Source organism: Arthrobacter sp. FW306-1B-G06A, assembly GCF_058781765.1.
In genome coordinates this window covers 121785-142187 of sequence record NZ_JBYSXB010000001.1, presented here as the reverse complement: position 1 = coordinate 142187, position 20403 = coordinate 121785, and the positions used below count along the sequence as shown (strand labels likewise).

Below are 20403 nucleotides of genomic sequence, written 5' to 3'. Positions count from 1 at the left end.
ATAGCGTGGCCGCATGATCGTCTCCATCATGTCCAAGGTGAGCGCCTGGATCGAAGCTGCCTACTTCTACGACGCTGCCGAGCTGGGGGCCTCCGGAGCCACTGAAACCACCCGCTACGGTTGGCTCCCGGCGCTCAGCGGTGTGGCCATTGCCGACGCCCAAGCGCGGAAAATCCGCGTCGTGGAGTAGCGAAACCCCCGGGATTCCGGGGTTCTTACGTGGCCAAATGTCTTGTTGAACACACTATTCGTTGACGGCGTGTACTATGCCCTAAACTGCTTCACTGAGGTGCCTGAAATGGCACTATGCAGCAACGAAAGTGAACCACACCAATGGCTACCGATTACGACGCCCCACGCAAGACCGAAGAAGAGTCTCCCGCCGAATCGCTCGAGGCCCTTCAGGCATCGCGCGGCTCCGGTGCCCAGACTGCTGTCATCGACATCGACGAGAACGACACAGCCGAGGGCATCGATCTTCCGGGCGCCGATCTGTCCGGCGAAGAACTAACCGTCATCGTTGTCCCGGAGCAGTCCGATGAATTTACGTGTTCATCGTGCTTCCTGGTCCGTCACCGCTCGCAGATCGCGCTGGAAAAGAACGGTCTCAAGTACTGCCGCGACTGCGAAGGCTAAACCCCGCACGCAAATCAGCCCCGCCCGACTGGAATCCAGCATCCCCAAACCAGTCGGGCGGGGCTTTTGCATGCGTAGGCCCATCGATTGCTCCGTAACTGTCGTTCTGAGCGTTCAAAACGACAGTTACGGAGCAATCGATGCCGGCAAGCGCTCCGACGTCGTTATCCGTGATAACGAACAGAGGCGCGAGACGGCGCCGAAACCCCGGAAAACCGCGGGAAGCAGACCGTTGAATTACGTCCTCGTGACCCTTCGCGAAGCCTGTTAACAGTTGGGCGCCGAAGCGGATACGAAGCTCTCTCAAGGGGCCGGACGCTCCTACGCTTGAGGTATCGGATCGCTCAAGAATTCAAGGGGAGTGGGCCCAAGTGAGAAGGTTTTACGCGTGGTTGGCAGCTTTGGTAGTGGCCGCCGGGCTTGGTCTAGTGGTTCCAGGGGAAGCGTCGGCAGCCCCGTATTGCGGGATCGCGTGGGGATCGTTGGCGAAGTCAAACCCCGCGCTGACCCAAGCGCAAGTGGTGAATGTCCGGACGGGGCAGCAACCGTGCTTTGACCGCCTGGTGATCGACCTGAATGGCGCCGTTGCCGGCTATTCTATCCGCTACGTTCCACAAGTACTCCACGATGGCTCGGGACTTCCCGTCGAGCTGAGGGGCAATGCGTTCCTGCAAGTCACGGTCAACGCCCCCGCCTATAGTTCCAGCGGCAATGCCACGTACAACCCGGCCGACAAGAACGAGCTCACGAACGTCTCGGACTACAAGACTTTCCGGCAAGTGGCCTTCGCGGGCAGCTTCGAGGGATACACGAGCCTTGGCCTGGGTGTCCGCGCCCGGCTCCCCTTCAGGGTCTTCACGCTGGCCGGTCCGGGAACGGGATCGCGGCTGGTGATCGACGTCGCGCACATGTGGTGAAGCAACTACAACAGAAGCCCTGCTCCGGGTGATGCCGGAACAGGGCTTCTGCCACGCTGAGAGTTGCTGGCTTATTCGGGAACCACGAGGGCCGGTGTGTCCTTGCGAAGGGTTTCGCCGCGGAAGAAGCCGGGACGGACGCGGGCCATGATCACCATGACCACCGCTCCGAGGGCCAGGATGCCCACGCCGATGATGAATACGAGGCCGACGCCGAAAATCTCGGAACCGCTGCCGAAGTCGGGGGACCAGCTGTCCACCGCCGTCTGGATGAAGACGAGGGTCAGAACCACGCCGCCGATCACCGGGAAAAGCAGCCGCATGAAGAAGTTGCGGACGCTGCTGAATACGCTGTGCCGGAAGTACCAAGCGCAGGCAAAGGCGGTCATTCCATAGTAGAAGCAGATCATCAAGCCCAGAGCCAGGATGGTGTCGTTGAGGACATTCTCGCTGACAACCTTCATGATCGCGTAGAACCCGCCGGAGATAGCCCCGGCCATGATGGTTGCGAATCCGGGGGAACCGAAGCGCTTGCTCACGGAGGAGAACTTCTGCGGAAGGGCGCCGTAGTGACCCATGGCGAGAAGGCTTCGGGCGGGGGAGGCCATAGTGGACTGCAGGGACGACGCTGTGCCTGCGAGTACGGCCAAAGACATGAGGATGGCCAAAGGACCCATCACAGGGGACGCCAACGCGGCGAAGATATTGGACTGGTTGTCCGGGTTGTTGAGCCCGATGCCGTCCCCACTAACGCCAGCCACCATCATGGTTGCGACGATTACGGCGACGTAGAGACCCAGCACCGCGATCGCCGTCGTGGTGCCCGCCTTGCCGGCAGTACCCTTGCCGCCCTTGGTCTCTTCGTTGACCGTCAGGCAGACGTCCCAGCCCCAGTAGACGAAGACCGCGAGGGACATGCCGGCAGCGAACTGCTCAAAGCTGCTGATCTTCGTGGGGTCGAACCAGTCCCAACTGAAGGCGATAGCCGTCGGGGTGTCGCCGGAGGAGGCATGGGTGAGGGCCATGACGATGAACACGCCCAAGACCACTACCTGGAATCCCACCATGGCGTACTGCACGAGTTTGGTAGCGTGAAGTCCCCGGTAGCTGACCCAGACAGCCAGTGCCACGAAGGCCAGGCACGTGGCGATGTTCAAGGCTTTGTTGGAGGTGAGGTCGGCAAGATCGGGGTTGCCGAAAACCTGGGCGAGAAAGAGGTAGAAGAAGTCCACCGCGACGCCTGCCAGGTTGGAAAGGACGATGATGTTCGCGGCAAGCAGCCCCCAGCCGCCCATCCATCCGATGAAGGGGCCGAAAGCCTTGGTTGCCCATGTGAAGGTGGTGCCGCTGTCCGGCGAGTCTGCGTTGAGCTCCCGGTAGGCGAACGCCACGAGGATCATCGGGATGAAGGCGACGATGAAAATCGCGGGGAGTTGCAGGCCTACCGCGTTGACCGCCGGGCCCAGTGAGCTGGTCAGGCTGTACGCGGGCGCCACGGAAGAAATACCAAGGACGACGACGGCGAGGAGCCCCAGCTGCCCCGTCTTGAGTCCTTTGCCGCTGATGCCGTGCTCGGTGCCGGCGGGATCGTGGGCCTCCACGGTTTTCCTGGCGCTTGGGCGGGTTATTTGAGTCATGTGCTTGGCTCTTTCTAGATGGGCCGAAGGTTGTTGCTGGGTGTTGCAGTGAAAGCCGTCTGCGGGGTCATCGAAGCTGATGGCGGGCGGGGGAGGTTGGGGCGCCCGGGTAGGTGGTGCAGATCATGATGGCTGTTTTCCGGTGAGACGGGAGTCACTAAATGAATGACGTTCATTTAGTATGGACGGGGAGAAGCCCTGGCGCAAGTGGTTTGACCAAACAATTTTGGTTCGGAGTGGAACTTCTGAGCGAGCGTCGGCCGGAAACGGCCCAAAAATGAGCGAGCGTCGGCCGGAAACGGCCTAAAAGTGAGCGAGCGTCGGGGGAGGCCAAGCGGGTTTAGCGATCCGCGATCCTGCGATCCTGGGATCCCCGCGGCTCAAGAAGGGACGCTCGCTCACATATGGGGCCAAAAGCGGTGACGCCCGCTCAGATCATCTGAGCGAGCGTCGGCCGGAAGGGACCCAAAAGTGAGCGAGCGTCCGGGGGAGGCGTGCTGCTTAGGCGCTCAGCTCGGCCCGGAGGGGGTATTCCTTGCTATCGAGGAGAAGCTGCGTGCAGCGTCCGGTTTCCGGGTTCAGCACGATCGGGGCCGCGAGATTTACCGTGGTCTTCTCCGGGCTCGGGTTGACCACCACCAAGGTGGTTGCCAGCTCAGCCCGGTCCAGGCCGAGATCGTCCAGTGTCGAGCGGGGGATGGCGGGCGCGTAGTCCGGAACGTACACGACGGCCTCGGCCAGGAACATCCGGATCCGCGGGCTCGCCGACTCCATCGCGTAGAGCCCGGGGGCGCCGTCGATTCCCCGCAAGGCGAAGCCGTCAGACGCTTCAAGCCCGGGCATGGGCGCGGTGAAGTTCAACGCCCGGGAAGCCTGTGCGGTGCTCATTTCAGGAAATCCATGAGCGTGGGCTGGAGCGTCTTGGCGGTGACCGCGAGGGCAACCTGGTAGTTGGTTTCCTGCAGCTTCAAGTCCATGACGACCTTTCCGATGTCTGCGTCTTCAATTCCGGAGCGCTGTGCGTCCAGCGAGGCCTTTAGTCCGTCGACGGAGTCCTGGGCGCGCATGAGCTTAGTCTGCCTGGCACCGACGTCCGCGCGTCCGTTGACAACCGACTTGATCTTGTCGCCGATCGCCGTCAAGCGCCCGCTGACATCCGCGCCGGAGCGGATATCGGCGACGACGTTGCTCACCAAAGCGAAGACGGAGCCGGCGCCGTCACCGAAGATCGCACCGCCGTCGGCGTCTACCCGCACCGTCTGCGTTGCGTCAATCCGCCGTTCCACCGTGCTGCCTGGCGTTCCGTTGAAGACCGGTGGCGTGGCATTGCTGAACGCGCCGGCTGAATCGGAACTCCCGGCGAAGACATTGCGGCCCAGGTACTGCGTGTTCGCCTGGGCCAGGAGGTCCTTGTTGAGGCCTTCGATTTCGACGGCGATCGCCTCCTTGGCGTTGCTGTTCAGGGAACCGTTGGCAGCCTGGACCGTGAGGTCACGGACCCGGTTGAGGATGTTGGTGGCCTGCCCGAGGGCGGAATCGGCGGTGGTCAGCCAGCCATTGCCGTCGTCGATGTTGTTCGAATACTGTCCGGCGGCGCTGAGCTGGCTTTTCGTGGCGAGCAGGTTCGCCGTGGCCGCGGGATCGTCGGAGGGCCTGGTGATGTTCTTGAGGTTGCTGGCCTTGTCCTGCAGCGCGGCGAGCTTGGCCTGCCCGGCCTGCAGGTTCAGTTGCGCGGCCGCGGACATCGTTTGGTTCGTTACACGGTTCAGCATGGCTTACCTTCCCACCAATCCGGTGTGGTTGATCAGGACGTCGAGGGCTTCATCCACGGCCGTCATGGCCCGGGCAGCCGCCTGGTAGGCGTGCTGGTTGCTCAGGAGGCTGATGTTCTCCTCGTCGAGGCTGACGGACGCACCGGAGGAACGCTGCCCGACGGCGGCTGTGCTCGCCGCATCGGCGAGCTGCTGATGCTGCTGTGCCGATTGGGACGTCGTGCCGATCCCTGTGACGATTCCGGACCACAAGGCATCAGGGGATCCTTGCCCGGTGCCGATTTGGGCAACGGCGTCGGCGATTTTGCCATCGAGGGCGCCGGAGCCGGGGCTGCCGGTGGCGATTCCCGCGGCGCTCGTCGGGACAACGCTGAGGGACAGGGCCGCCGGGGCGCCAGGGGTGGTTGCGAAGAAATCGAGATTTGAGGTGCCGGTGGTGGACTGCCCGGTGCGGTGCACGGCGTTGACGTCGTTCATGAGTTTGGTGGCGAAGGCGTTGTAGGAAGCGGCGGCCTCGGAGATGGCCCCTCCCGCACCTCCCGCCGTGGCGGGGGCAAGGAGGGAGACGGCGCCGGCGAGTTTTCCGCCGTCGAGGGAAACCGCCACACCGGGGCGATCGGCCCATTCCAACTGGACGGGTCCTCCCAGCGCCAATGTCGAGCCCGGTGCGCCCATGCTCGCCTGGCCGCCCAGCGTGATCTCGCGGTGCGACGTGTCCGAGACGATGGCGTTGCCGCCCACGAAGACATCCACCGTGCCGTCGGCGTTGTCCCGGGCAGTTCCGCCAGCCAAGGAAGCAATGGTTTCAACCACCTTGTTTCGGGCATCGATGATCTCGTTGGCTGAGCCGCCCGAGGCTGTGACGGAACGGATCGTCGCGTTGAAGCCGGCCACCTGGGCTGCGGCATCGTTCAGGGTTGCGACGGTACTTTGGGCTTCTCCTCGTATCCGGGTCCACTGGGAATCCAAGGCCTTGTATCCCGCCGACACCGCATTGGCAACGGTGGTGCCGGCTTGCAGCAGCACGCCGGCCGGGGCTGCTTCGCCTGGGTGGTTGGAGACTCCCTGCCACGAGGACCAGAAGGTCTGCAACGCCGTCGATATTCCGGCGGGACCGGGCTCGTTCAGCGAGCCTTCGAGTTGCTGGAGTTGGGTGGACCGATAGCCGGCGTAACCGGCCTGGGCCGCGCTGGAGCGAACCCCGGCATCGAGGAAGCTGTTGCCCAGGCGGGCGATTCCGTCCACCGACACGCCCTGACCGGCCTGGGCACCCGCCGTGAAGGGGCCTGTGCGCGCGGGTGCGCCGACGGCGGATTGCTCGATCCGCTGCCTGGTGTACCCGTCAGTGCCGGCGTTGGCGATGTTCTGTCCGGCAACGTTGATGCCCTGCTGCGCCGCGGTGAGGCCCAGGTAGGCCGTATTGAGTCCGCCGAATGTGCTCACTGCTGTGTCCTTTGGGTGATCCGGGCCTTGAGGTGATCCGGCCTTTGCATGTCCGTCTACGTTTGATGAGTTTCGGTCAGAATTGCTGGTCGAAAAGGCGGGACGGGGTTGAGTCTGCTGTCCCGCTTTGGGAACCGGTCCGCCCGTGGGAGTCGTACGTCCCGGCCGCCGGTTTCAGGTCCGCCATGGTTTCCTGGGTGGAGCGGACGGCGGCGCGAAGGAACTGCTCGTTCGAATCACGCAGCTCCTTGATGGCCGCGGTTTGCTGCTGCATCGCGTTCAGGTGCGCGGACAGGACATCAGCCCAGGCCTCTTCCGGGGCCGCTGTGACCAGCTCGCCCAGTGAAGACTCGGCAGGCAACCCCCATTGCTCTGCCACGGCCGCCACTTCCACCGCCCTTGCAAGCCCGGCCTTGGACAGGTGCCCCAGGACCTGCTCCACTTCCCGGGTGCCATGCGGCAACCAACGGGATTTGCCCGCCGTGAGGAGCAGTTGCTCTTCCTCCAGCTTGAATGTCAGCAGATCCAGTAGCTCACGTTCTCGCCACAGCAGGGCCGACAGTTCATGGATGGCCATGTCGGGTCAACTCCAGTTCCGGGTTGGTTTTTCGGGTGCGTTGCCGCGGGAAAACACTTCCCCTGTGCCTTCGCCGCGCTGAAAACAACTATCGGCTGCCGCGGCCCATGCGTTAGGCGTTGTTTATGCATGATTTATTCGCTTTGTCCAGTCAAGCGACGCGCGGCGGATCTTGAGGCCTGTGGCAAATTTTCCTGTGGCGTTTTGCTAACCAAAGGGGACCGCCGTTCCGATAACCAGAAGTGACAGGCCACGGACGGCCTGGAAGTACCAGCAGACCCAATCATGGAGGAATACATCATGGGCATGGCAATCAACACAAACCTGATGGCGAACAACGCTTACGGCAACCTCAACCGCACGCAGAACGACGTGTCCAAGTCGATGGAGAAGCTTTCCAGCGGCCTGCGCATCAACCGTGCAGCTGACGACGCAGCAGGCCTGGCAATTTCGGAAGGCCTCAAGTCCCAGGTCAGCGGCTCGGCAGTCGCCGCCCGCAACGCCCAGGACGGCATCTCGGTCATCCAGACCACTGAAGGTGCACTGACCGAAGTCCACTCGATCCTCCAGCGCATGCGTGACCTCGCTGTCCAGGGCTCGAACGACACCAACAACACCGCTTCCCGTGCGGCGATCAAGGGTGAAGGCGACTCGCTCGGCAAGGAACTGGACCGCCTCACGCAGTCCACTCAGTTCAACGGCATCGATCTGCTTAAGGGTGCGGCTGGAAACAGCGGCGCGTCCCTGAACATCCAGGTCGGCACCGGCGGCAGCGCCAACGACAAGATCGCCGTCAACCTCGGCGACGTCGCAACCGCCGTCGGAACCGGCGCTACCGGCCTCTCCGGCGCCGCGGGTGCTGCAGGCTTCAAAGTGGACACGAGCGCCAACGCCCAGCTGACCATCGCTGCCGTTGACACGGCCATCGCGGCCGTTTCCGCCCAGCGCGCCGACCTGGGTGCAACCCAGAACCGTCTGGAGCACGCCACGAAGACCCTCCAGGTCTCCGGCGAAAACCTGCAGGCAGCCGAGTCCCGCATCACGGACACGGACATGGCTTCGGAAATGGTCAAGTACACCAAGGCCAACATCATGTCCCAGGCCGGCACCGCAATGCTGGCCCAGGCCAACCAGTCCGGCCAGGGCGTTCTCTCGCTCCTGCGCTAAGACCTTCCGGTAGCTGACCGGTAATCAGCGAATGGCGGCCAGGACGGGAACACACCCCTGGCCGCCATTCGCGTCCGGACCCCGCCGACGTAACCAACACATCCGGAAGGACCAAACGTGGCAAGCTCGATCGACGGCCTCGCCAGCGGCTTGAACACCACCTCCATCATTGATTCGCTCATGGCGGTGGAAGCACAACCGCAGACACTTCTGAAGACGAAGCTTGCGTCGGACCAGACAATGATTTCGACGCTTCAATCGCTGAACTCGAAGCTGTCGTCACTGAAAGACCTCGCAAGCGGCGACTCGGCCGTGAACGCCTTGAACCTGTTTAGCGCCACCACGACTTCCCCGTCGATCACTGCGACGGCGACCACCTCCGCGACCGCGGGCTCAATCGACGTCACCGTCACCCAGCTGGCCCAGAGCCAAGTGGACGTCACCGCGGCCATGAGCAACTGGCCCACGGACGGCTCGGGTGCACCGGCACACCTGACGCTCGTCGACTCCACGGGAAAACAGACTGAGATCACGCCTGCATCTACCTCCCTTGACGACGTCGTGACGGCGATCAACGCGGCGTCCGGCCCGGCCCGGGCCGTCAAGGTCCCGGCAGGCAACGGAACCTATCGCCTTCAACTGACCGCGGCCACTTCAGGTGCGGCTGGAGCGTACAGCGTCTACCAGGGCACGGCAGCGCAAGTGAGCGCGGGCACCACCGACCTGATGGCTGACCCCTCCGCCGCCGTCGTCAAGGCCGCCCAGGATGCCAAAGCGACGCTGTATGCGGGGACTCCGGCAGCGCAGACAATCACGTCCGGAACCAACACCTTCACTGATTTGCTTCCCGGTGTGTCAGTGGCGGCCTCCGCCGTCACTGCCGGACCGGTGACCGTGAACATTGCCAGTGACTCCGCGGGGATCACCAAAAAGGCCGGGGATCTGGTGAACGCCGTCAATGACGTCCTCGGCTTCGTCTCCATTTACAGCGCCGTGACCCAGACGACCGACGCCAACGGCGCCTCCGCAGCCAGTGGCGGCATCTTCAGCGGCAACAGCGGCGTCCGCTCGGTCAACGACCAAGTCTTCTCCGCCGTGTCCATGCCCGTGAACGGGAAGTCTCCCTCCGAATACGGAATCAACGTCACCAGGGATGGAAACTTCACGTTTGACGCGGCCAAGCTCCAATCGTCCTTGGCTTCGGATCCCGCCGGGACGCAGGCAGCGCTCCAGACCATTGCATCCCGCGTGTCCGACGCAGCAACCAGCGCTACCGATCCGTTCAGTGGTTCGGTAACCGCCCTGATCAAGGGGCAACAATCCGAAGTGACCGACCTCGGGAGCCAGATCTCCGACTGGGACCAGCGTTTGGCCTCCAGGCGGCAGACCCTGCAAACGACGTACAACGCCATGGAAGTTGCCCTTGGCCAACTCAACGCCCAGCAATCATGGCTCACCGGCCAGATTGCCGGCCTCTCGAGCTCGACGAAGTAAGGAGCGTAACGCATGACCTCCACAGCCCTCCGCGCCAGCCAGCTTTCCCGGTACAACGACGACGCCGTCCTGTCGGCTCCGCCGGCCAGGCTCCTCACGATGCTTTATGACCGGCTGCTCCTGGACCTGAACCGCGCCCAGTTCGCCCAGGAGAATGCCAACTGGGGTGTCGCAAGCGAGAACCTGTTGCATGCCCAGTCGATCGTCACCGAGCTGTCCTCCACCCTGAAGACCGATGTGTGGGACGGGGCACCCGGGCTGCTGAGCATCTACCAGTACGCGATGGAAGCGATGATCGGCGCAAACATCTACCGCGACGTCAACCGGACCAAAGAATGCATTGTGCTCCTGGAACCGCTCCGGCAAGGCTGGCACGACGCCGCTTCGCAGCTGCCTGTCCGGGCGACGGTATCCGGGACGGCACGGACGAACGGCACACTCGGTGTCGGCTGACGCTGTCCAGGCATGGTCCGGAATCCTGGACCGGCTTGAAGCGGACATCGCCTTGGCCGTCTCCGGCGGCGAGCCCGAGGCATGGAATCCGCCCGCCGCGGACGAGGCCGGGCCGCTGCCTGAGGAGCTGGCGGACAAAGCACGCCGGATACTGGACGCGCAGTTGGAGTCGATGGCGATGCTCGGCAAGGTCCGCAACGACGCCCTCGCACACTTGGACGCGCTCAGCACGGTCCCGGACAGCCAAAGTTCCGCGCGCCCGCTGTTCCTGGATGTGCAGGGCTGAAGAGAAAGTGTTGAAAACAATCCCTCATCGGCTAACGGATGCCACATGCTTGCCGATGGTGGAAGTTGAGCAGGGATTGCTCGATGCACGGCCACGGATCGGCCTCTTCATACTATTCGCGAAGGTAGGCCGTCGTGTTCGAGTCAGTGACTTCCGTTGCCCTTGGTAGCGCCCTGGACGGGCTCTCATTGCGCCAGCGCACCATCGCCAACAACATCGCCAACGTCAACACACCGAACTACCACGCTAAAAGGGTCCAGTTCGAAGACGCGCTTGCGGCCTCGGTGAGCGCCGGAGACGGGCAGGCCACGGCTTCCGTCACTACGTCCCAGGAACCCACCCAGCTCAACGGCAACAACGTCAACCTGGACACCGAAACCCTCTCGAACGTAGACACCGTCCTGCGCTACCAGTTCGCCTCCCGTGCCATCGGCGAACAATTCACCGCCCTACGCACGGCCCTGAGGACCAGCTGATGACTTTCGACGCGATCGGGATTGCCGGCTCCGCCCTGACTGTCCACCGCAAATGGCTCGATGCAGTCTCGGACAACCTGGCCAACATTAATACCGCCACCCGCACCAGCGGCAAGGCGTTCCAAGCCCGCTACATCGAAGCCGCCGAGGGCAGCGATGGAACCGGCGTGTACGTCAAGAGCACTCCGCAAGGCAGTGCGACCGGCAGGCTCGTGTATCAACCGGACCATCCGCTTGCCGATGCCCAAGGCTATGTCCGTTACCCGGACATCGACCTCGCCGAACAGATGGGTGCCCTGATTGTGGCGCAACGCGGCTACCAGGCCAACGCCCAAGTGGTGGACCGGGCCCGTGAGACGTACCAGGCAGCGCTTGAGATAGGAAAATCCTGATGGCTTTGGACCCGATCGGCGCAATTCAAGGCGGCGGGGGACTTTCCGTGCAGGGCGTCACCGGCACCGGCTACCTGGGCGGCGCCGGCAACGTAACCGGAGTCGCGGGAACTTCGGACGGCAACGGCTTTGCGACGGCGCTGACTGGTGCCGTGGACAACCTCCAGTCACTGCAGTCGACGTCGAACCAGCTGGCCGTGTCCGCGGTAACGGGCAACCTTGACGATATCCACAAGGCGACAATCGCTGCCACCCGCGCCCAGATCACCATGGAGCTTGTCTCCACGGTGCGGAACAAGGGCGTTGACGCGTTCAACGAGATCATGAGGATGCAGGCCTGATGCCTCCACAGATTGCCGCCTTCTTCCGCAAGATGGGCGATGGATTCAAGGGGTTCACGGCAGGGCAGCGCACCATCGCCATCATCGGCATCGCCGTCCTGGTGCTCGGCGGAGTGGCCCTGTCAGCATGGTTGGGCAAGCCGTCCTACTCGCCGTTGTTCTCCGGTTTGAAGGACACGGATGCCAACGGGATCGTGGAGCAGCTGCGGAAGGACAATGTCCCGTACGAGCTCAGCAACGGCGGTTCCACCATCCTCGTCCCCGATGACAAGGTCAACGACGAACGGCTGAAAGCCGCCGCGGCCGGTCTTCCGGCGGCCGCGGCCACCGGCTATTCGCTGCTCGACAAGCTCGGCGTAACCTCGTCCGAATTCCAGCAATCGGTTACCTACAAACGCGCGCTCGAGGGTGAACTCGCCACCACCATCCAGGCCATGGACGGCGTGAAGACAGCCGCCGTGCAGTTGGCCCTTCCGGCCAAAACGGTGTTCGTTGACAAGGCTCCGGACGCGACGGCATCAGTGTTCGTGGAAACACAGCCGGGCATCACCCTGTCCGCCGATAAGGTCCAGGCGATCGTGCACTTGACGTCCGCCGCGATCGAAAACCTGAAGCCGACGAACGTGACCGTGGTGGATTCCCAGGGCAACGTCCTCTCCACGGTGGGAGGCGGAGCCACGGGCTCCTCCTCCAAGCAAGCCGCCGACTACCAACAGCGCACCTCCGATTCGGTGAAGGCTGTACTCGATAGGGTTGTGGGACCGGGCAACGCCACCGTCGCCGTCGCGGCCGACGTGACCGCCGAGTCCGCGCAGCAGCGCAGCGAGACGTTCTCCACCGCCAAGGATGCCGCTCCGCTCAGCGAGACCACCAAGACCGAGAAGTACACGGGAACCGGCGGCGGCGCCTCCGGTGTCCTTGGCCCGGACAACATTGCCGTGCCGGGCGGCACCAACGGCAACGGAACGTTCGATTCCAGCGACACCACCAAGAACAACGCCGTCAACAAAGTCACCGAAGACCGCACCATTCCGCAAGGCGCCGTGAAACGCCAGACCATCTCGGTGGCCATCAACCAGTCGGCGGCGGCCGGACTCAACGTCAACTCGGTCAAGGCCCTCGTTACTTCCGCGGCCGGCGTCGATCCCGCCCGCGGCGACGTGGTGACAGTCGAAGTGCTGCCCTTCAGTACCTCGGCCGCAGACGCGGCGGCCCAGGCACTGGGCGCGGCCAAATCGCAAGCCGACGCCAAGCAACAGTCGGATTTGATGAACACGCTCATTCTCGCGGGCAGCATCCTGCTGGCAGTCGTAGCGCTGATCGTGCTCGTGCTGATCCTCCTGCGGCGCCGGCAGCACCGCGAACCGGTTGACCTTGGCGAACGCCTTGATTACGAGATGCTGCCTCAAGCGGTCTCGACCCCGGCGCTCGAAGGACCGCCCGCCACCTCGGCGATCGAACTACCGCCGGTGCATCCGGTCCCGGCGTTGCCGATGCCAGGCGCTGAGGCTCTCGACGGCGAACGGCGGCGGGCACAGATTGAAGCCATGGTCGCCGAGAACCCCGCCCGGACCGCCGATTACCTGCGCGGGCTCATGGATGAAAGGCAGTCCGTATGAGGGCGGGGGAGTTGGACGTAGGCGGCTTGACCGGCGCCCAGAAGGTGGCGGTGGTGCTCATGCAGATGAGCCCTGCGAGCGCAGCGTCCGTCATGACCCAGTTCTCCGAATCCGAGGCCGAGGACATCGCCGCCGAGATCGTACGCTTGCGCCGCGTTTCCTCATCCGTGGCAGACCACGTCATGACGGAATTCCACGACCTTGCGGTCAGCGGACGCCGGACGGCCCGCGGCGGCCAGGAATTCGCCGTCGGGCTCCTGGAAGCGTCCTTCGGTGCGGACAAAGCGGCCGGCTTCATGGACCGTCTCGCCTCCACGATGGCCGGGAAGTCCTTCGAATTCCTGGAAATGATGGATTCCGGCCAGCTACTGGCCCTCATCGACGGCGAGATGCCGCAGACCATCGCCTTGATCCTGGCGCATTTGCGGCCGGGCAAGGCTTCCGCGGTCATGGCCGGCTTGGGCGACGTGCAACGCAGTGAGGTGGCCCGCTGCATAGCCACGATGGGATTGGCTTCGCCGGAGGCCGTGGGCATCGTGGCCGAGACGCTCAAGGTTCGTGCCGGAGCCGTCATGTCGCAAAGGAAGTCGAGCGAGATTGTCGGCGGCATCCAGCCACTCGTCGACATCATCAACCGTTCCGACGTCAACACCGAACGTTCCGTGCTGGAAGGCCTGGAAACCCTCGATCCGGAACTGGCCACGGAAGTGCGCGCCCGGATGCTGACCTTCGTGGACATCGTGAAATTGGAACGGCGCGACATCCAGCAGATCCTTCGTGGCGTCAATGCCGAAGTGCTCGCTGTCGCCATGAAGGGTGCCCCTGCCGTGGTTCTCGACGCCGTGCGCACCAACGTGTCCGGCCGCAACCTCGAAATCCTGGAAGCCGAAATGGCTTCCGCCGGGCCGGTGCGCGCCTCCCAGGTTGAAGAAGCCCGGGCAGAGATTGTCCGTTCCATCCGTGAGCTTGAAGCCGAAGGCGCCATCGTGGTCCGGCGCGGCGAGGAAGACGACTATGTCTACTGAGGCTGAATTCCAGAGGGTGGTTTTCCCGGACATCCAACCGGCCGCGAGGTCGCGCAAAGAGGACCGGGGATACACCCAGGGACACGCGGCGGGCTACGCGGCCGGGATCCAGGCTGCGGCCGCGGAACAGCGCCGCCTTCGCGAACAATTCGAGGCCGAACACCGCGCAATGCTCGACGCCGGGCAGCTGGCTGTGGAGCAAGCTGTCCGAGCGCTCGAGGCGGCGGCCGCAGTGTCCCGGCAGCACCGCGGTGCCGTGTTGGAGGAAGCGCAGGACGTGTTGGCGGCCAGCGCGATGGAGCTTGCGGAAGCCATTCTGGGTTACGAACTCAACGCCGGCGATAATACCGCCCGCGCCGCGTTGGCCCGGGCTCTGGCAACGGTTTCAGACGTGCAAGCGGTGACCACGGTCCGCCTCCACCCGGCGGACCTGGCCGCGCTGTCCGCCGTCGACGTCGGGAACGTGGCCGGCGTCGAACTCAAGGCCGATCCCGCCCTGGACCCGGGCGATGCGATCGCGGAATATCCGCAGGGTTGGCTCGACGCCCGGCTCAGCACCGCAGTGGACAGGGCCAAGGCAGCCCTGCTGGGGAAAGACGCATGAGCGGCATCAACTACCGGCCGCACGCAGGCCGTTTCCGCTCTGCCCTCGCCGCCGCGGCGCCGCAGCGCGTGGGTACCGTGACGTCCGTCCTCGGCCTTGGCCTGGAGGTCTCCGGACTGGACTGCGCGGTGGGGGACCTGGTGACCGTGGGCGAGGCGCCCGGGCTCGACGCCGAAGTGGTCGCCTCGGTCAGTGGCGCTGTCCGCTGCATGCCGCTGGGACGGTTGACCGGAGTGGCCGCGGGAGACCCGGCCCGTTCCAAGGGCGCTCCGATCCTGGTCCCCACCGGCCGTGGCCTCTTCGGACGGGTACTCGATGGGCTCGGGCGTCCGATCGATGGCAAAGGCCCGATGCCCGCGAGTCCTATGGTCCCTTTGGACAACGAAGCCCCGTCGGCCATGCACCGTGCCCGGGTGGACACTCCGCTCCAGACCGGCGTCCGCGTCCTGGACACCATGGCCACTCTTGGCCGAGGCCAGCGCATGGGGCTGTTCGCGGGCTCGGGGGTCGGCAAGTCCTCGCTGTTGTCCATGATCGCCCGCGGAACGGATGCCGAAGTGTCCGTCATTGCCTTGGTGGGGGAGCGCGGACGTGAAGTTCGCGAGTTCCTGGAAGACGACCTCGGCCCCGAAGGCCTGGCCCGTTCCGTGGTGGTCGTTGCCACGTCCGACGAGCCTGCCCTGATGCGCCTGCGCGCCGCCGTCACTGCCACCCGGATTGCCGAATCCTTCCGCGAAGCCGGCAAGGACGTCGTCCTCATGATGGATTCACTGACCCGCGTGGCCATGGCCCAGCGCGAAATCGGCCTCTCCGCCGGTGAGCCCCCCGCTACCCGCGGCTACCCGCCGTCGACCTTCTCCGTTCTGGCCCGGCTCCTGGAACGCGCCGGCACCGCCGAAACCGGATCCGTGACCGGTATCTACACAGTGCTGGTGGACGGCGACGACCACAACGAACCGATCGCCGACGCCGCCCGCTCGATCCTCGACGGACACGTGGTCCTGGACCGGAAGCTCGCCGTCACGGGGCACTTTCCCTCGGTGGACGTCCTTGGCTCGGTGTCCCGCGTGGCCTCCAAGGTCAACTCGGCCGATCGCACGGCGCTCGCGGCATCCCTTCGCAGGGTCCTCGCCGCGCGGCGCAGCGCCCAGGACCTGATCGACGTCGGCGCCTACCACCCTGGCAGCAATCCCTTGGTTGACGCGGCCCTGGACCACGAAGCTGCCATCAACGGGTTCCTGCAGCAAAGCATGGACGAATCCACCCCGTACAGCGAGTCCTGGCCGGAACTCTTCCGCCTCTCAGCAAGCCTCGAAGGAGCCGCGTGAACCGTCAATTCTCCCTGGCCGGGTTGTTGCGTTTGCGCCAGACGCAGCAGGATGCCGCCGCCAGTGGACTGGCCCGTGCCAACTCCCGGTCTGCGTCCCTGCGATCCCGCCGAGCCACCGCCCGGGAGGAACTGGCAGAGTCCGCCGGAGGCGCCGGAAGCTCCGCGTCTCTCCTGGCCATCGCGGCCGCCCGGGCGTCCGCGCAAAGCATGTTGGCCGAGCTTGACGCCTTGTCCGCCAGCGCCGAGGCTGAAGCCGCCGCGGCCCGCGCGGAATATACCGAAGCCAAGCGCCGCGCAGTAGGACTCGAGAAGCTCGAAACCCGGCACGGCGCCGCATTTGAGGCTTCGGCGCTGCGCGCTGAGCAAGGCGTGCTGGACGAGATCGCGTCCTCCGCGTGGCACCGGAAGGCCACCTCGTGAGCATGACCGAGGCCATCGGGCGCATTCAGAGCATCGAGTCGATGTTGCAGCAACTCAGCCAAGGCATCCGCCCTCAGGCAACTGCCGCGAGCACCACCGCTTCCACTGCCGCGGGCGCGGCCACTTCCACCGACTCGGCGTCCTTCGCGCAAGCGCTGAGCTCCGCCGTCGGGGGATCGGCGACGCCGGACGTGAGCCAGCTCTCTTCTTCCTTGGGGCTCGGCGGCAGTGCCGCCCTCTCCGGCATCGCGGGCGCGCTTTCGAGTGCCGGTACAGGCACGGCCACCGGCGCTGTCACGGGCGATGCCGTGGTGGCCGACGCCAAGAAATACGTCGGTGTGCCCTACGTCTGGGGCGGCACCAACCCGGCGGTGGGCATGGATTGCTCAGGCTTCGTGCAGCGCGTCTTCAAGGACCTCGGCGTTGATCTGCCGCGCGTCGTCAGCGACCAGATGCGGCAAGGCACTCCCGTGGCATCCTTGGCCCAAGCCAAGCCCGGCGACCTGTTGGTGAGTTTCGGCGGCGAACACATTTCCATCTACCTCGGCAACGGCAAAGCGATCGACGCGCCCGTCCCCGGCCAGACCATCCAGATCCGCGATGCGTGGGAACAGCAGTCCAATCTGACTGCGATCCGCCGGATTGTCCCCGCGGGAGGCTCGTGATGCCGTTGCCACTCTCTGTTGCGGCAGTTCCGCGTCAGGCTGTTCCCGGCTCTTCGCCCGTGCAGCAGTCCGGCGGGGCTGCCGGGTTTGATGCCGTGATGAACGGCGTGCTGGCGTCCGACGCGAAGACCTCGCTCGGGACCGCACAACAGACCCCCGACGGCGGCGCCCAGGAAGAGCCTGCCGGCGACGGTTCCGGGCCGGTCGCCCGAGCCGCCAAACCGGAAGCGTCGAAGGTCGCCAAGGACAGGGTTGATGCTGTGGGTGTGGTTGAGGCGGCTGGCGTGGCGGGTGCTGTTGTGGTGGGTGCTGTTGCGGCCGCCGTGGTGGGTGCTGTTGATGCGGCCGCCGCCGCTGTTGCTGGTGGACTCGCGGCCGGGACCGCTGCTCCGCAGGCGGGCGGCACTGGCGTTACTGTGTCGGCCAAAGACAGTGCCGTTGACAGTACGGTCCCGGCCAAAGCCATTGCAGGCACGTCGGCAGCGGCAAGACTGCCAGTCAGGATGCCCGCGGGCAACGCTCAGGCGACGCCGGCTGGAACGGAGGTGGGCGCATCTGTGCCGGCTGCGCTGCCGCTCGGGAGCCTTGGTCAGAGCCCAGCCCAGCCTGGTCCGATCCCGGCCAGCCCGTTGCCGGCCAGCCCGTTGCCGGCCGCTGCACCTGCCAGCCAGATGCCCGGCGCCCTGCCCAGTAGCCCGCCGCCAACCGTCGCGCTACCCGCCGGCCCGCTCCGCGGTAACTCGCTGCCCATCAACCCGCTGACCGCCGGCCTCGCGACCGGGGTCACCGCGACCGCAGCCCAAGCAGGCGAGCCGGGCACCGCCGTCGTACTTCCCGTCGGGAAAGCCGGGACGCAGCGGGACTCGCCACCGGTCCTTGGGCAGGACACTCAAGTCGCCGCGGCACCCGCGCTTCCCTCCGGGATTCAGGCGGGAGCTCCGTTGGTGGGGCAGCCGGCGCCGCCACTTCAGGAGGCTCCTACGACAGCCGCTCCCGGCATGGCAACGCCCACTCTCCAGGCAGACCCGGCGAAGCTGCTGTCCCAAGTGTCCGCACCGCTGTTCTCGCTTGCATCGGCGGCGCCCGGCTCCCACGTGATGACCTTGAAGCTCTCCCCGGAAGACCTCGGTCCGTTGACTGTCCGGGCGCATATCGAAGGCGCAGGGGTCCGGATCGAATTGTTCGCCCCCGGAGAAGCCGGCCGTGAGGCCATACGCAGCATCCTGCCGGAACTGCGGCGTGGACTTGGCGAATCGGGCTTCGGCGCGAGCCTCGACCTGTCCGAACACAACGCTCCGGCCGATGCCGGGGCGGGCGGCTCGGACCCCCGTGACCGGCGCCCGGCCGAAAGTCCCGCCTTCCCACGGGGCAGCGACGGCGAGTCGCTCCGCCAGGCGCGGACCGCCGTCGTACTTCCCCGAAGCATTACCAGCAGCCTGGACATTCTCGTCTGATGAAGGAGAGCCAATAGTGACCATCCAAGCCATCGCGGCAAGCAGCGGAGTCCAGCCCGGAACCACCGCAGCCAAACCCGCGCAGACCATGGACTCGAGCATGTTCATGTCCCTCCTGGTGACTCAGCTGAAGAACCAGGACCCGAGCGCTCCCATGGACACCAACCAGATGATGAACCAGACCGTCCAGCTGTCCATGATGGAGAAAATGACGGAACTCACGGCGGACGCCAAAGAGAGTTTTTCGCTCCAGATGCGCAGTGCCGCGGCACAGATCATCGGGCACAACGTCAGCTATGCGCTCGCCGACGGGACAAAGGGCTCGGGCGTCGCGAGTTCGGTTTCCTTCGCGGCCGGAACCCCCACGGTAGCGGTCGGGGGAGTGAACGTTCCGCTCGATTCCATCAGCGGCATGACCGCCGCTGCCACGCCAACCGCCTGACGCTCCACACCCCTCGAACCACCCGAAGAAAGGCAACACCATGCTTCGTTCGCTGTACTCCGGAATCTCCGGCCTCCGTGCCCATCAGGCCATGCTGGACGTCACGGGAAACAACATCGCCAACGTGAACACGGCCGGCTTCAAGGCCTCCTCCACGCAGTTCCAGGACACGCTCTCCCAGATGACCCAGGGCGCCGGCGCCCCGCAAGCCGAGACCGGTGGCACCAACCCCGCCCAGATCGGCCTCGGGGTACGCGTGGCGGGAGTCAGCACCAACTTCAGCCAGGGTTCGTCGCAGAACACCGGGCGGGCCACTGACATGATGATCTCCGGCGACGGGTTCTTCATCACCAGCAAGGCCGGACAGCAGCTCTACACCCGCGCGGGCGCCTTCGACATGGACGCGGCCGGCCGCCTCGTGAGCCCCGACGGCGGGATCCTGCAGGGCTGGTCTGCCGCCAACGGCGCCGTGAACTTGGGAGGTCCCGTTGGCCCGATCGCCCTCTCGCCCAATACGACGTCGGCCGCCGTCGCCACCACCAAGGCCTCGCTGGACGGCAACCTGCCGTCCGATGCGGCCGTGGGGACCAGCGTGGAGCGCCAGGTCAAGGTGTACGACGCCGACGGCGCCTCCCGCAGCCTGACTCTGACGTTCAGCCGCTCTGCGGGAGGCTGGGATGTGGCCGGGGCCGACGCCAACGGCGCCACGGGGAACTCGACGCTCACGTTCGCGAACGGTGCGCTGACTTCGGGCGGTGCCATGACCGTCGGCGGCATCTCGGTGGACATGTCCACTGTTACCGGATTCGCCGCCATGAGCACACTCACGGTCGGCAGCCAGAACGGATCCGAGGCAGGCAAGCTGGAGTCATTCACCCTCGGCGGCGACGGCTCACTCATCGGCTCGTTCAGCAATGGCAGCAAGCAGGTTCTGGCCCGCGTGGCCCTTGCCCGTTTCACCAACCCCGGCGGCCTCGAGAAATCCGGTAGCTCCACGTATGTGGCTACCGCCAACTCCGGCGCGGCCCAGTTGGGCGCCCCGGGCGACGCCGGACTCGGCACCCTGACTGCCGGGGCCCTTGAGATGTCCAACGTTGACCTCTCCCAGGAATTCACCAACCTGATCGTTGCCCAGCGCGGCTTCCAGGCGAACGCCCGCATCATCACGACGTCGGACGAGGTCCTGCAGGAGCTGACGAACCTGAAGCATTAGTGAGACTGCCCGTTCACAGACAGAAGGATGGCCGGCATCC

Annotated in this window: 24 protein-coding genes; 19 read left to right on the top strand and 5 right to left on the bottom strand. The window is 65.1% G+C overall.

What is annotated here, in order from left to right; translation table 11 throughout:
* Positions 1–13 precede the first annotated feature (13 nt).
* The 3 genes from AC3WJM_RS00705 (at position 14) to AC3WJM_RS00695 (ending at position 1553) form a co-directional block, all read left to right on the top strand.
* Positions 14–190, top strand: a complete 177-nt coding sequence (locus AC3WJM_RS00705) for a hypothetical protein (RefSeq protein WP_172465532.1) — start codon at positions 14–16, stop codon at positions 188–190.
* 143 nt (positions 191–333) lie between these two features.
* Entirely contained in the window at positions 334–636 is a 303-nt protein-coding gene (locus tag AC3WJM_RS00700) for a DUF4193 domain-containing protein (RefSeq protein WP_059388261.1), read from the top strand.
* A gap of 371 nt (positions 637–1007) precedes the next feature.
* Positions 1008–1553, top strand: a complete 546-nt coding sequence (locus AC3WJM_RS00695) for an AMIN-like domain-containing (lipo)protein (protein ID WP_284989467.1) — start codon at positions 1008–1010, stop codon at positions 1551–1553.
* 71 nt (positions 1554–1624) lie between these two features.
* Here AC3WJM_RS00695 and AC3WJM_RS00690 read toward each other — a convergent pair whose 3' ends face one another.
* The 5 genes from AC3WJM_RS00690 to AC3WJM_RS00670 all read right to left on the bottom strand — a co-directional run bounded on the left by AC3WJM_RS00690 (position 1625) and on the right by AC3WJM_RS00670 (position 6982).
* On the bottom strand, positions 1625–3190 hold the full coding sequence (locus AC3WJM_RS00690) for an APC family permease (RefSeq protein ID WP_492270990.1): 1566 nt from the start codon (positions 3188–3190) through the stop codon (positions 1625–1627).
* Between the two features lie 501 nt (positions 3191–3691).
* Entirely contained in the window at positions 3692–4078 is a 387-nt protein-coding gene (locus AC3WJM_RS00685; protein ID WP_492270989.1) for a flagellar assembly protein FliW, read from the bottom strand.
* Positions 4075–4962 (bottom strand): flagellar hook-associated protein FlgL, encoded by an 888-nt coding sequence (gene flgL, locus AC3WJM_RS00680; protein WP_441437426.1) that lies wholly within the window; start codon positions 4960–4962, stop codon positions 4075–4077. The genes AC3WJM_RS00685 and flgL overlap by 4 nt, the downstream gene beginning before the upstream one ends.
* Before the next feature lie 3 nt (positions 4963–4965).
* Positions 4966–6405, bottom strand: a complete 1440-nt coding sequence (gene flgK, locus AC3WJM_RS00675; RefSeq protein ID WP_307052717.1) for a flagellar hook-associated protein FlgK — start codon at positions 6403–6405, stop codon at positions 4966–4968.
* A 76-nt stretch (positions 6406–6481) separates the two neighbouring features.
* On the bottom strand, positions 6482–6982 hold the full coding sequence (locus AC3WJM_RS00670; protein WP_284989472.1) for a flagellar protein FlgN: 501 nt from the start codon (positions 6980–6982) through the stop codon (positions 6482–6484).
* 300 nt (positions 6983–7282) lie between these two features.
* Between AC3WJM_RS00670 and AC3WJM_RS00665 the strand changes: the two genes are divergently transcribed.
* From AC3WJM_RS00665 to AC3WJM_RS00590, 16 genes are all read left to right on the top strand, one after another.
* Positions 7283–8149: a flagellin N-terminal helical domain-containing protein gene (locus AC3WJM_RS00665; protein ID WP_284989473.1), complete on the top strand. Its 867-nt coding sequence runs from the start codon at positions 7283–7285 to the stop codon at positions 8147–8149.
* 117 nt (positions 8150–8266) lie between these two features.
* Entirely contained in the window at positions 8267–9643 is a 1377-nt protein-coding gene (gene fliD / locus AC3WJM_RS00660) for a flagellar filament capping protein FliD (protein ID WP_492270988.1), read from the top strand.
* A 12-nt stretch (positions 9644–9655) separates the two neighbouring features.
* Positions 9656–10096, top strand: coding sequence for a flagellar export chaperone FliS (locus AC3WJM_RS00655; protein ID WP_307052719.1), 441 nt, complete (start codon positions 9656–9658; stop codon positions 10094–10096).
* Positions 10086–10382 (top strand): hypothetical protein, encoded by a 297-nt coding sequence (locus tag AC3WJM_RS00650; RefSeq protein WP_284989476.1) that lies wholly within the window; start codon positions 10086–10088, stop codon positions 10380–10382. The genes AC3WJM_RS00655 and AC3WJM_RS00650 overlap by 11 nt, the downstream gene beginning before the upstream one ends.
* A gap of 134 nt (positions 10383–10516) precedes the next feature.
* A complete protein-coding gene (locus tag AC3WJM_RS00645; RefSeq protein ID WP_059388253.1) occupies positions 10517–10858 on the top strand; it encodes a flagellar basal body rod protein FlgB in 342 nt (113 codons plus the stop codon).
* A complete protein-coding gene (locus tag AC3WJM_RS00640) occupies positions 10858–11250 on the top strand; it encodes a flagellar basal body rod protein FlgC (protein ID WP_059388252.1) in 393 nt (130 codons plus the stop codon). The genes AC3WJM_RS00645 and AC3WJM_RS00640 overlap by 1 nt, the downstream gene beginning before the upstream one ends.
* Positions 11250–11591, top strand: a complete 342-nt coding sequence (gene fliE / locus AC3WJM_RS00635) for a flagellar hook-basal body complex protein FliE (RefSeq protein ID WP_059388251.1) — start codon at positions 11250–11252, stop codon at positions 11589–11591. Before AC3WJM_RS00640 ends, fliE begins: the two co-directional genes overlap by 1 nt.
* Positions 11591–13210: a flagellar basal-body MS-ring/collar protein FliF gene (fliF, locus tag AC3WJM_RS00630; protein WP_492270987.1), complete on the top strand. Its 1620-nt coding sequence runs from the start codon at positions 11591–11593 to the stop codon at positions 13208–13210. Before fliE ends, fliF begins: the two co-directional genes overlap by 1 nt.
* Positions 13207–14235 carry a flagellar motor switch protein FliG gene (fliG, locus tag AC3WJM_RS00625; RefSeq protein ID WP_492270986.1) on the top strand — a complete coding sequence of 343 codons (1029 nt, stop codon included), beginning with the start codon at positions 13207–13209 and terminating at the stop codon, positions 14233–14235. The genes fliF and fliG overlap by 4 nt, the downstream gene beginning before the upstream one ends.
* Positions 14225–14839 (top strand): FliH/SctL family protein, encoded by a 615-nt coding sequence (locus tag AC3WJM_RS00620; RefSeq protein WP_492270985.1) that lies wholly within the window; start codon positions 14225–14227, stop codon positions 14837–14839. Before fliG ends, AC3WJM_RS00620 begins: the two co-directional genes overlap by 11 nt.
* Positions 14836–16167 carry a FliI/YscN family ATPase gene (locus AC3WJM_RS00615; protein ID WP_492270984.1) on the top strand — a complete coding sequence of 444 codons (1332 nt, stop codon included), beginning with the start codon at positions 14836–14838 and terminating at the stop codon, positions 16165–16167. The genes AC3WJM_RS00620 and AC3WJM_RS00615 overlap by 4 nt, the downstream gene beginning before the upstream one ends.
* Positions 16164–16589: a flagellar FliJ family protein gene (locus AC3WJM_RS00610; RefSeq protein ID WP_284989482.1), complete on the top strand. Its 426-nt coding sequence runs from the start codon at positions 16164–16166 to the stop codon at positions 16587–16589. Before AC3WJM_RS00615 ends, AC3WJM_RS00610 begins: the two co-directional genes overlap by 4 nt.
* Positions 16590–16591: 2 nt before the next feature.
* On the top strand, positions 16592–17254 hold the full coding sequence (locus AC3WJM_RS00605) for a C40 family peptidase (protein WP_306963884.1): 663 nt from the start codon (positions 16592–16594) through the stop codon (positions 17252–17254).
* On the top strand, positions 17254–18708 hold the full coding sequence (locus AC3WJM_RS00600) for a flagellar hook-length control protein FliK (RefSeq protein WP_492270983.1): 1455 nt from the start codon (positions 17254–17256) through the stop codon (positions 18706–18708). The genes AC3WJM_RS00605 and AC3WJM_RS00600 overlap by 1 nt, the downstream gene beginning before the upstream one ends.
* A 16-nt stretch (positions 18709–18724) precedes the next feature.
* On the top strand, positions 18725–19150 hold the full coding sequence (locus tag AC3WJM_RS00595; RefSeq protein WP_059388250.1) for a flagellar hook assembly protein FlgD: 426 nt from the start codon (positions 18725–18727) through the stop codon (positions 19148–19150).
* A 40-nt stretch (positions 19151–19190) separates the two neighbouring features.
* Complete coding sequence (locus tag AC3WJM_RS00590) at positions 19191–20363, top strand: flagellar hook protein FlgE (RefSeq protein ID WP_492259652.1); 1173 nt, start codon at positions 19191–19193, stop codon at positions 20361–20363.
* The last annotated feature ends 40 nt before the right edge of the window (positions 20364–20403 follow it).

What these genes read in the sequence shown, in the direction of transcription:
- AC3WJM_RS00705 (WP_172465532.1), top strand. Translation starts at nt 14, where the DNA reads ATGATCGTCTCCATCATGTCCAAGGTGAGCGCCTGGATCGAAGCTGCC.
- AC3WJM_RS00700 (WP_059388261.1), top strand. Translation starts at nt 334, where the DNA reads ATGGCTACCGATTACGACGCCCCACGCAAGACCGAAGAAGAGTCTCCC.
- AC3WJM_RS00690 (WP_492270990.1), bottom strand. Translation starts at nt 3,190, where the DNA reads ATGACTCAAATAACCCGCCCAAGCGCCAGGAAAACCGTGGAGGCCCAC.
- AC3WJM_RS00685 (WP_492270989.1), bottom strand. Translation starts at nt 4,078, where the DNA reads ATGAGCACCGCACAGGCTTCCCGGGCGTTGAACTTCACCGCGCCCATG.
- flgL (WP_441437426.1), bottom strand. Translation starts at nt 4,962, where the DNA reads ATGCTGAACCGTGTAACGAACCAAACGATGTCCGCGGCCGCGCAACTG.
- AC3WJM_RS00670 (WP_284989472.1), bottom strand. Translation starts at nt 6,982, where the DNA reads ATGGCCATCCATGAACTGTCGGCCCTGCTGTGGCGAGAACGTGAGCTA.
- AC3WJM_RS00665 (WP_284989473.1), top strand. Translation starts at nt 7,283, where the DNA reads ATGGGCATGGCAATCAACACAAACCTGATGGCGAACAACGCTTACGGC.
- AC3WJM_RS00655 (WP_307052719.1), top strand. Translation starts at nt 9,656, where the DNA reads ATGACCTCCACAGCCCTCCGCGCCAGCCAGCTTTCCCGGTACAACGAC.
- AC3WJM_RS00640 (WP_059388252.1), top strand. Translation starts at nt 10,858, where the DNA reads ATGACTTTCGACGCGATCGGGATTGCCGGCTCCGCCCTGACTGTCCAC.
- fliE (WP_059388251.1), top strand. Translation starts at nt 11,250, where the DNA reads ATGGCTTTGGACCCGATCGGCGCAATTCAAGGCGGCGGGGGACTTTCC.
- fliF (WP_492270987.1), top strand. Translation starts at nt 11,591, where the DNA reads ATGCCTCCACAGATTGCCGCCTTCTTCCGCAAGATGGGCGATGGATTC.
- fliG (WP_492270986.1), top strand. Translation starts at nt 13,207, where the DNA reads ATGAGGGCGGGGGAGTTGGACGTAGGCGGCTTGACCGGCGCCCAGAAG.
- AC3WJM_RS00620 (WP_492270985.1), top strand. Translation starts at nt 14,225, where the DNA reads ATGTCTACTGAGGCTGAATTCCAGAGGGTGGTTTTCCCGGACATCCAA.
- AC3WJM_RS00615 (WP_492270984.1), top strand. Translation starts at nt 14,836, where the DNA reads ATGAGCGGCATCAACTACCGGCCGCACGCAGGCCGTTTCCGCTCTGCC.
- AC3WJM_RS00605 (WP_306963884.1), top strand. Translation starts at nt 16,592, where the DNA reads ATGACCGAGGCCATCGGGCGCATTCAGAGCATCGAGTCGATGTTGCAG.
- AC3WJM_RS00600 (WP_492270983.1), top strand. Translation starts at nt 17,254, where the DNA reads ATGCCGTTGCCACTCTCTGTTGCGGCAGTTCCGCGTCAGGCTGTTCCC.
- AC3WJM_RS00590 (WP_492259652.1), top strand. Translation starts at nt 19,191, where the DNA reads ATGCTTCGTTCGCTGTACTCCGGAATCTCCGGCCTCCGTGCCCATCAG.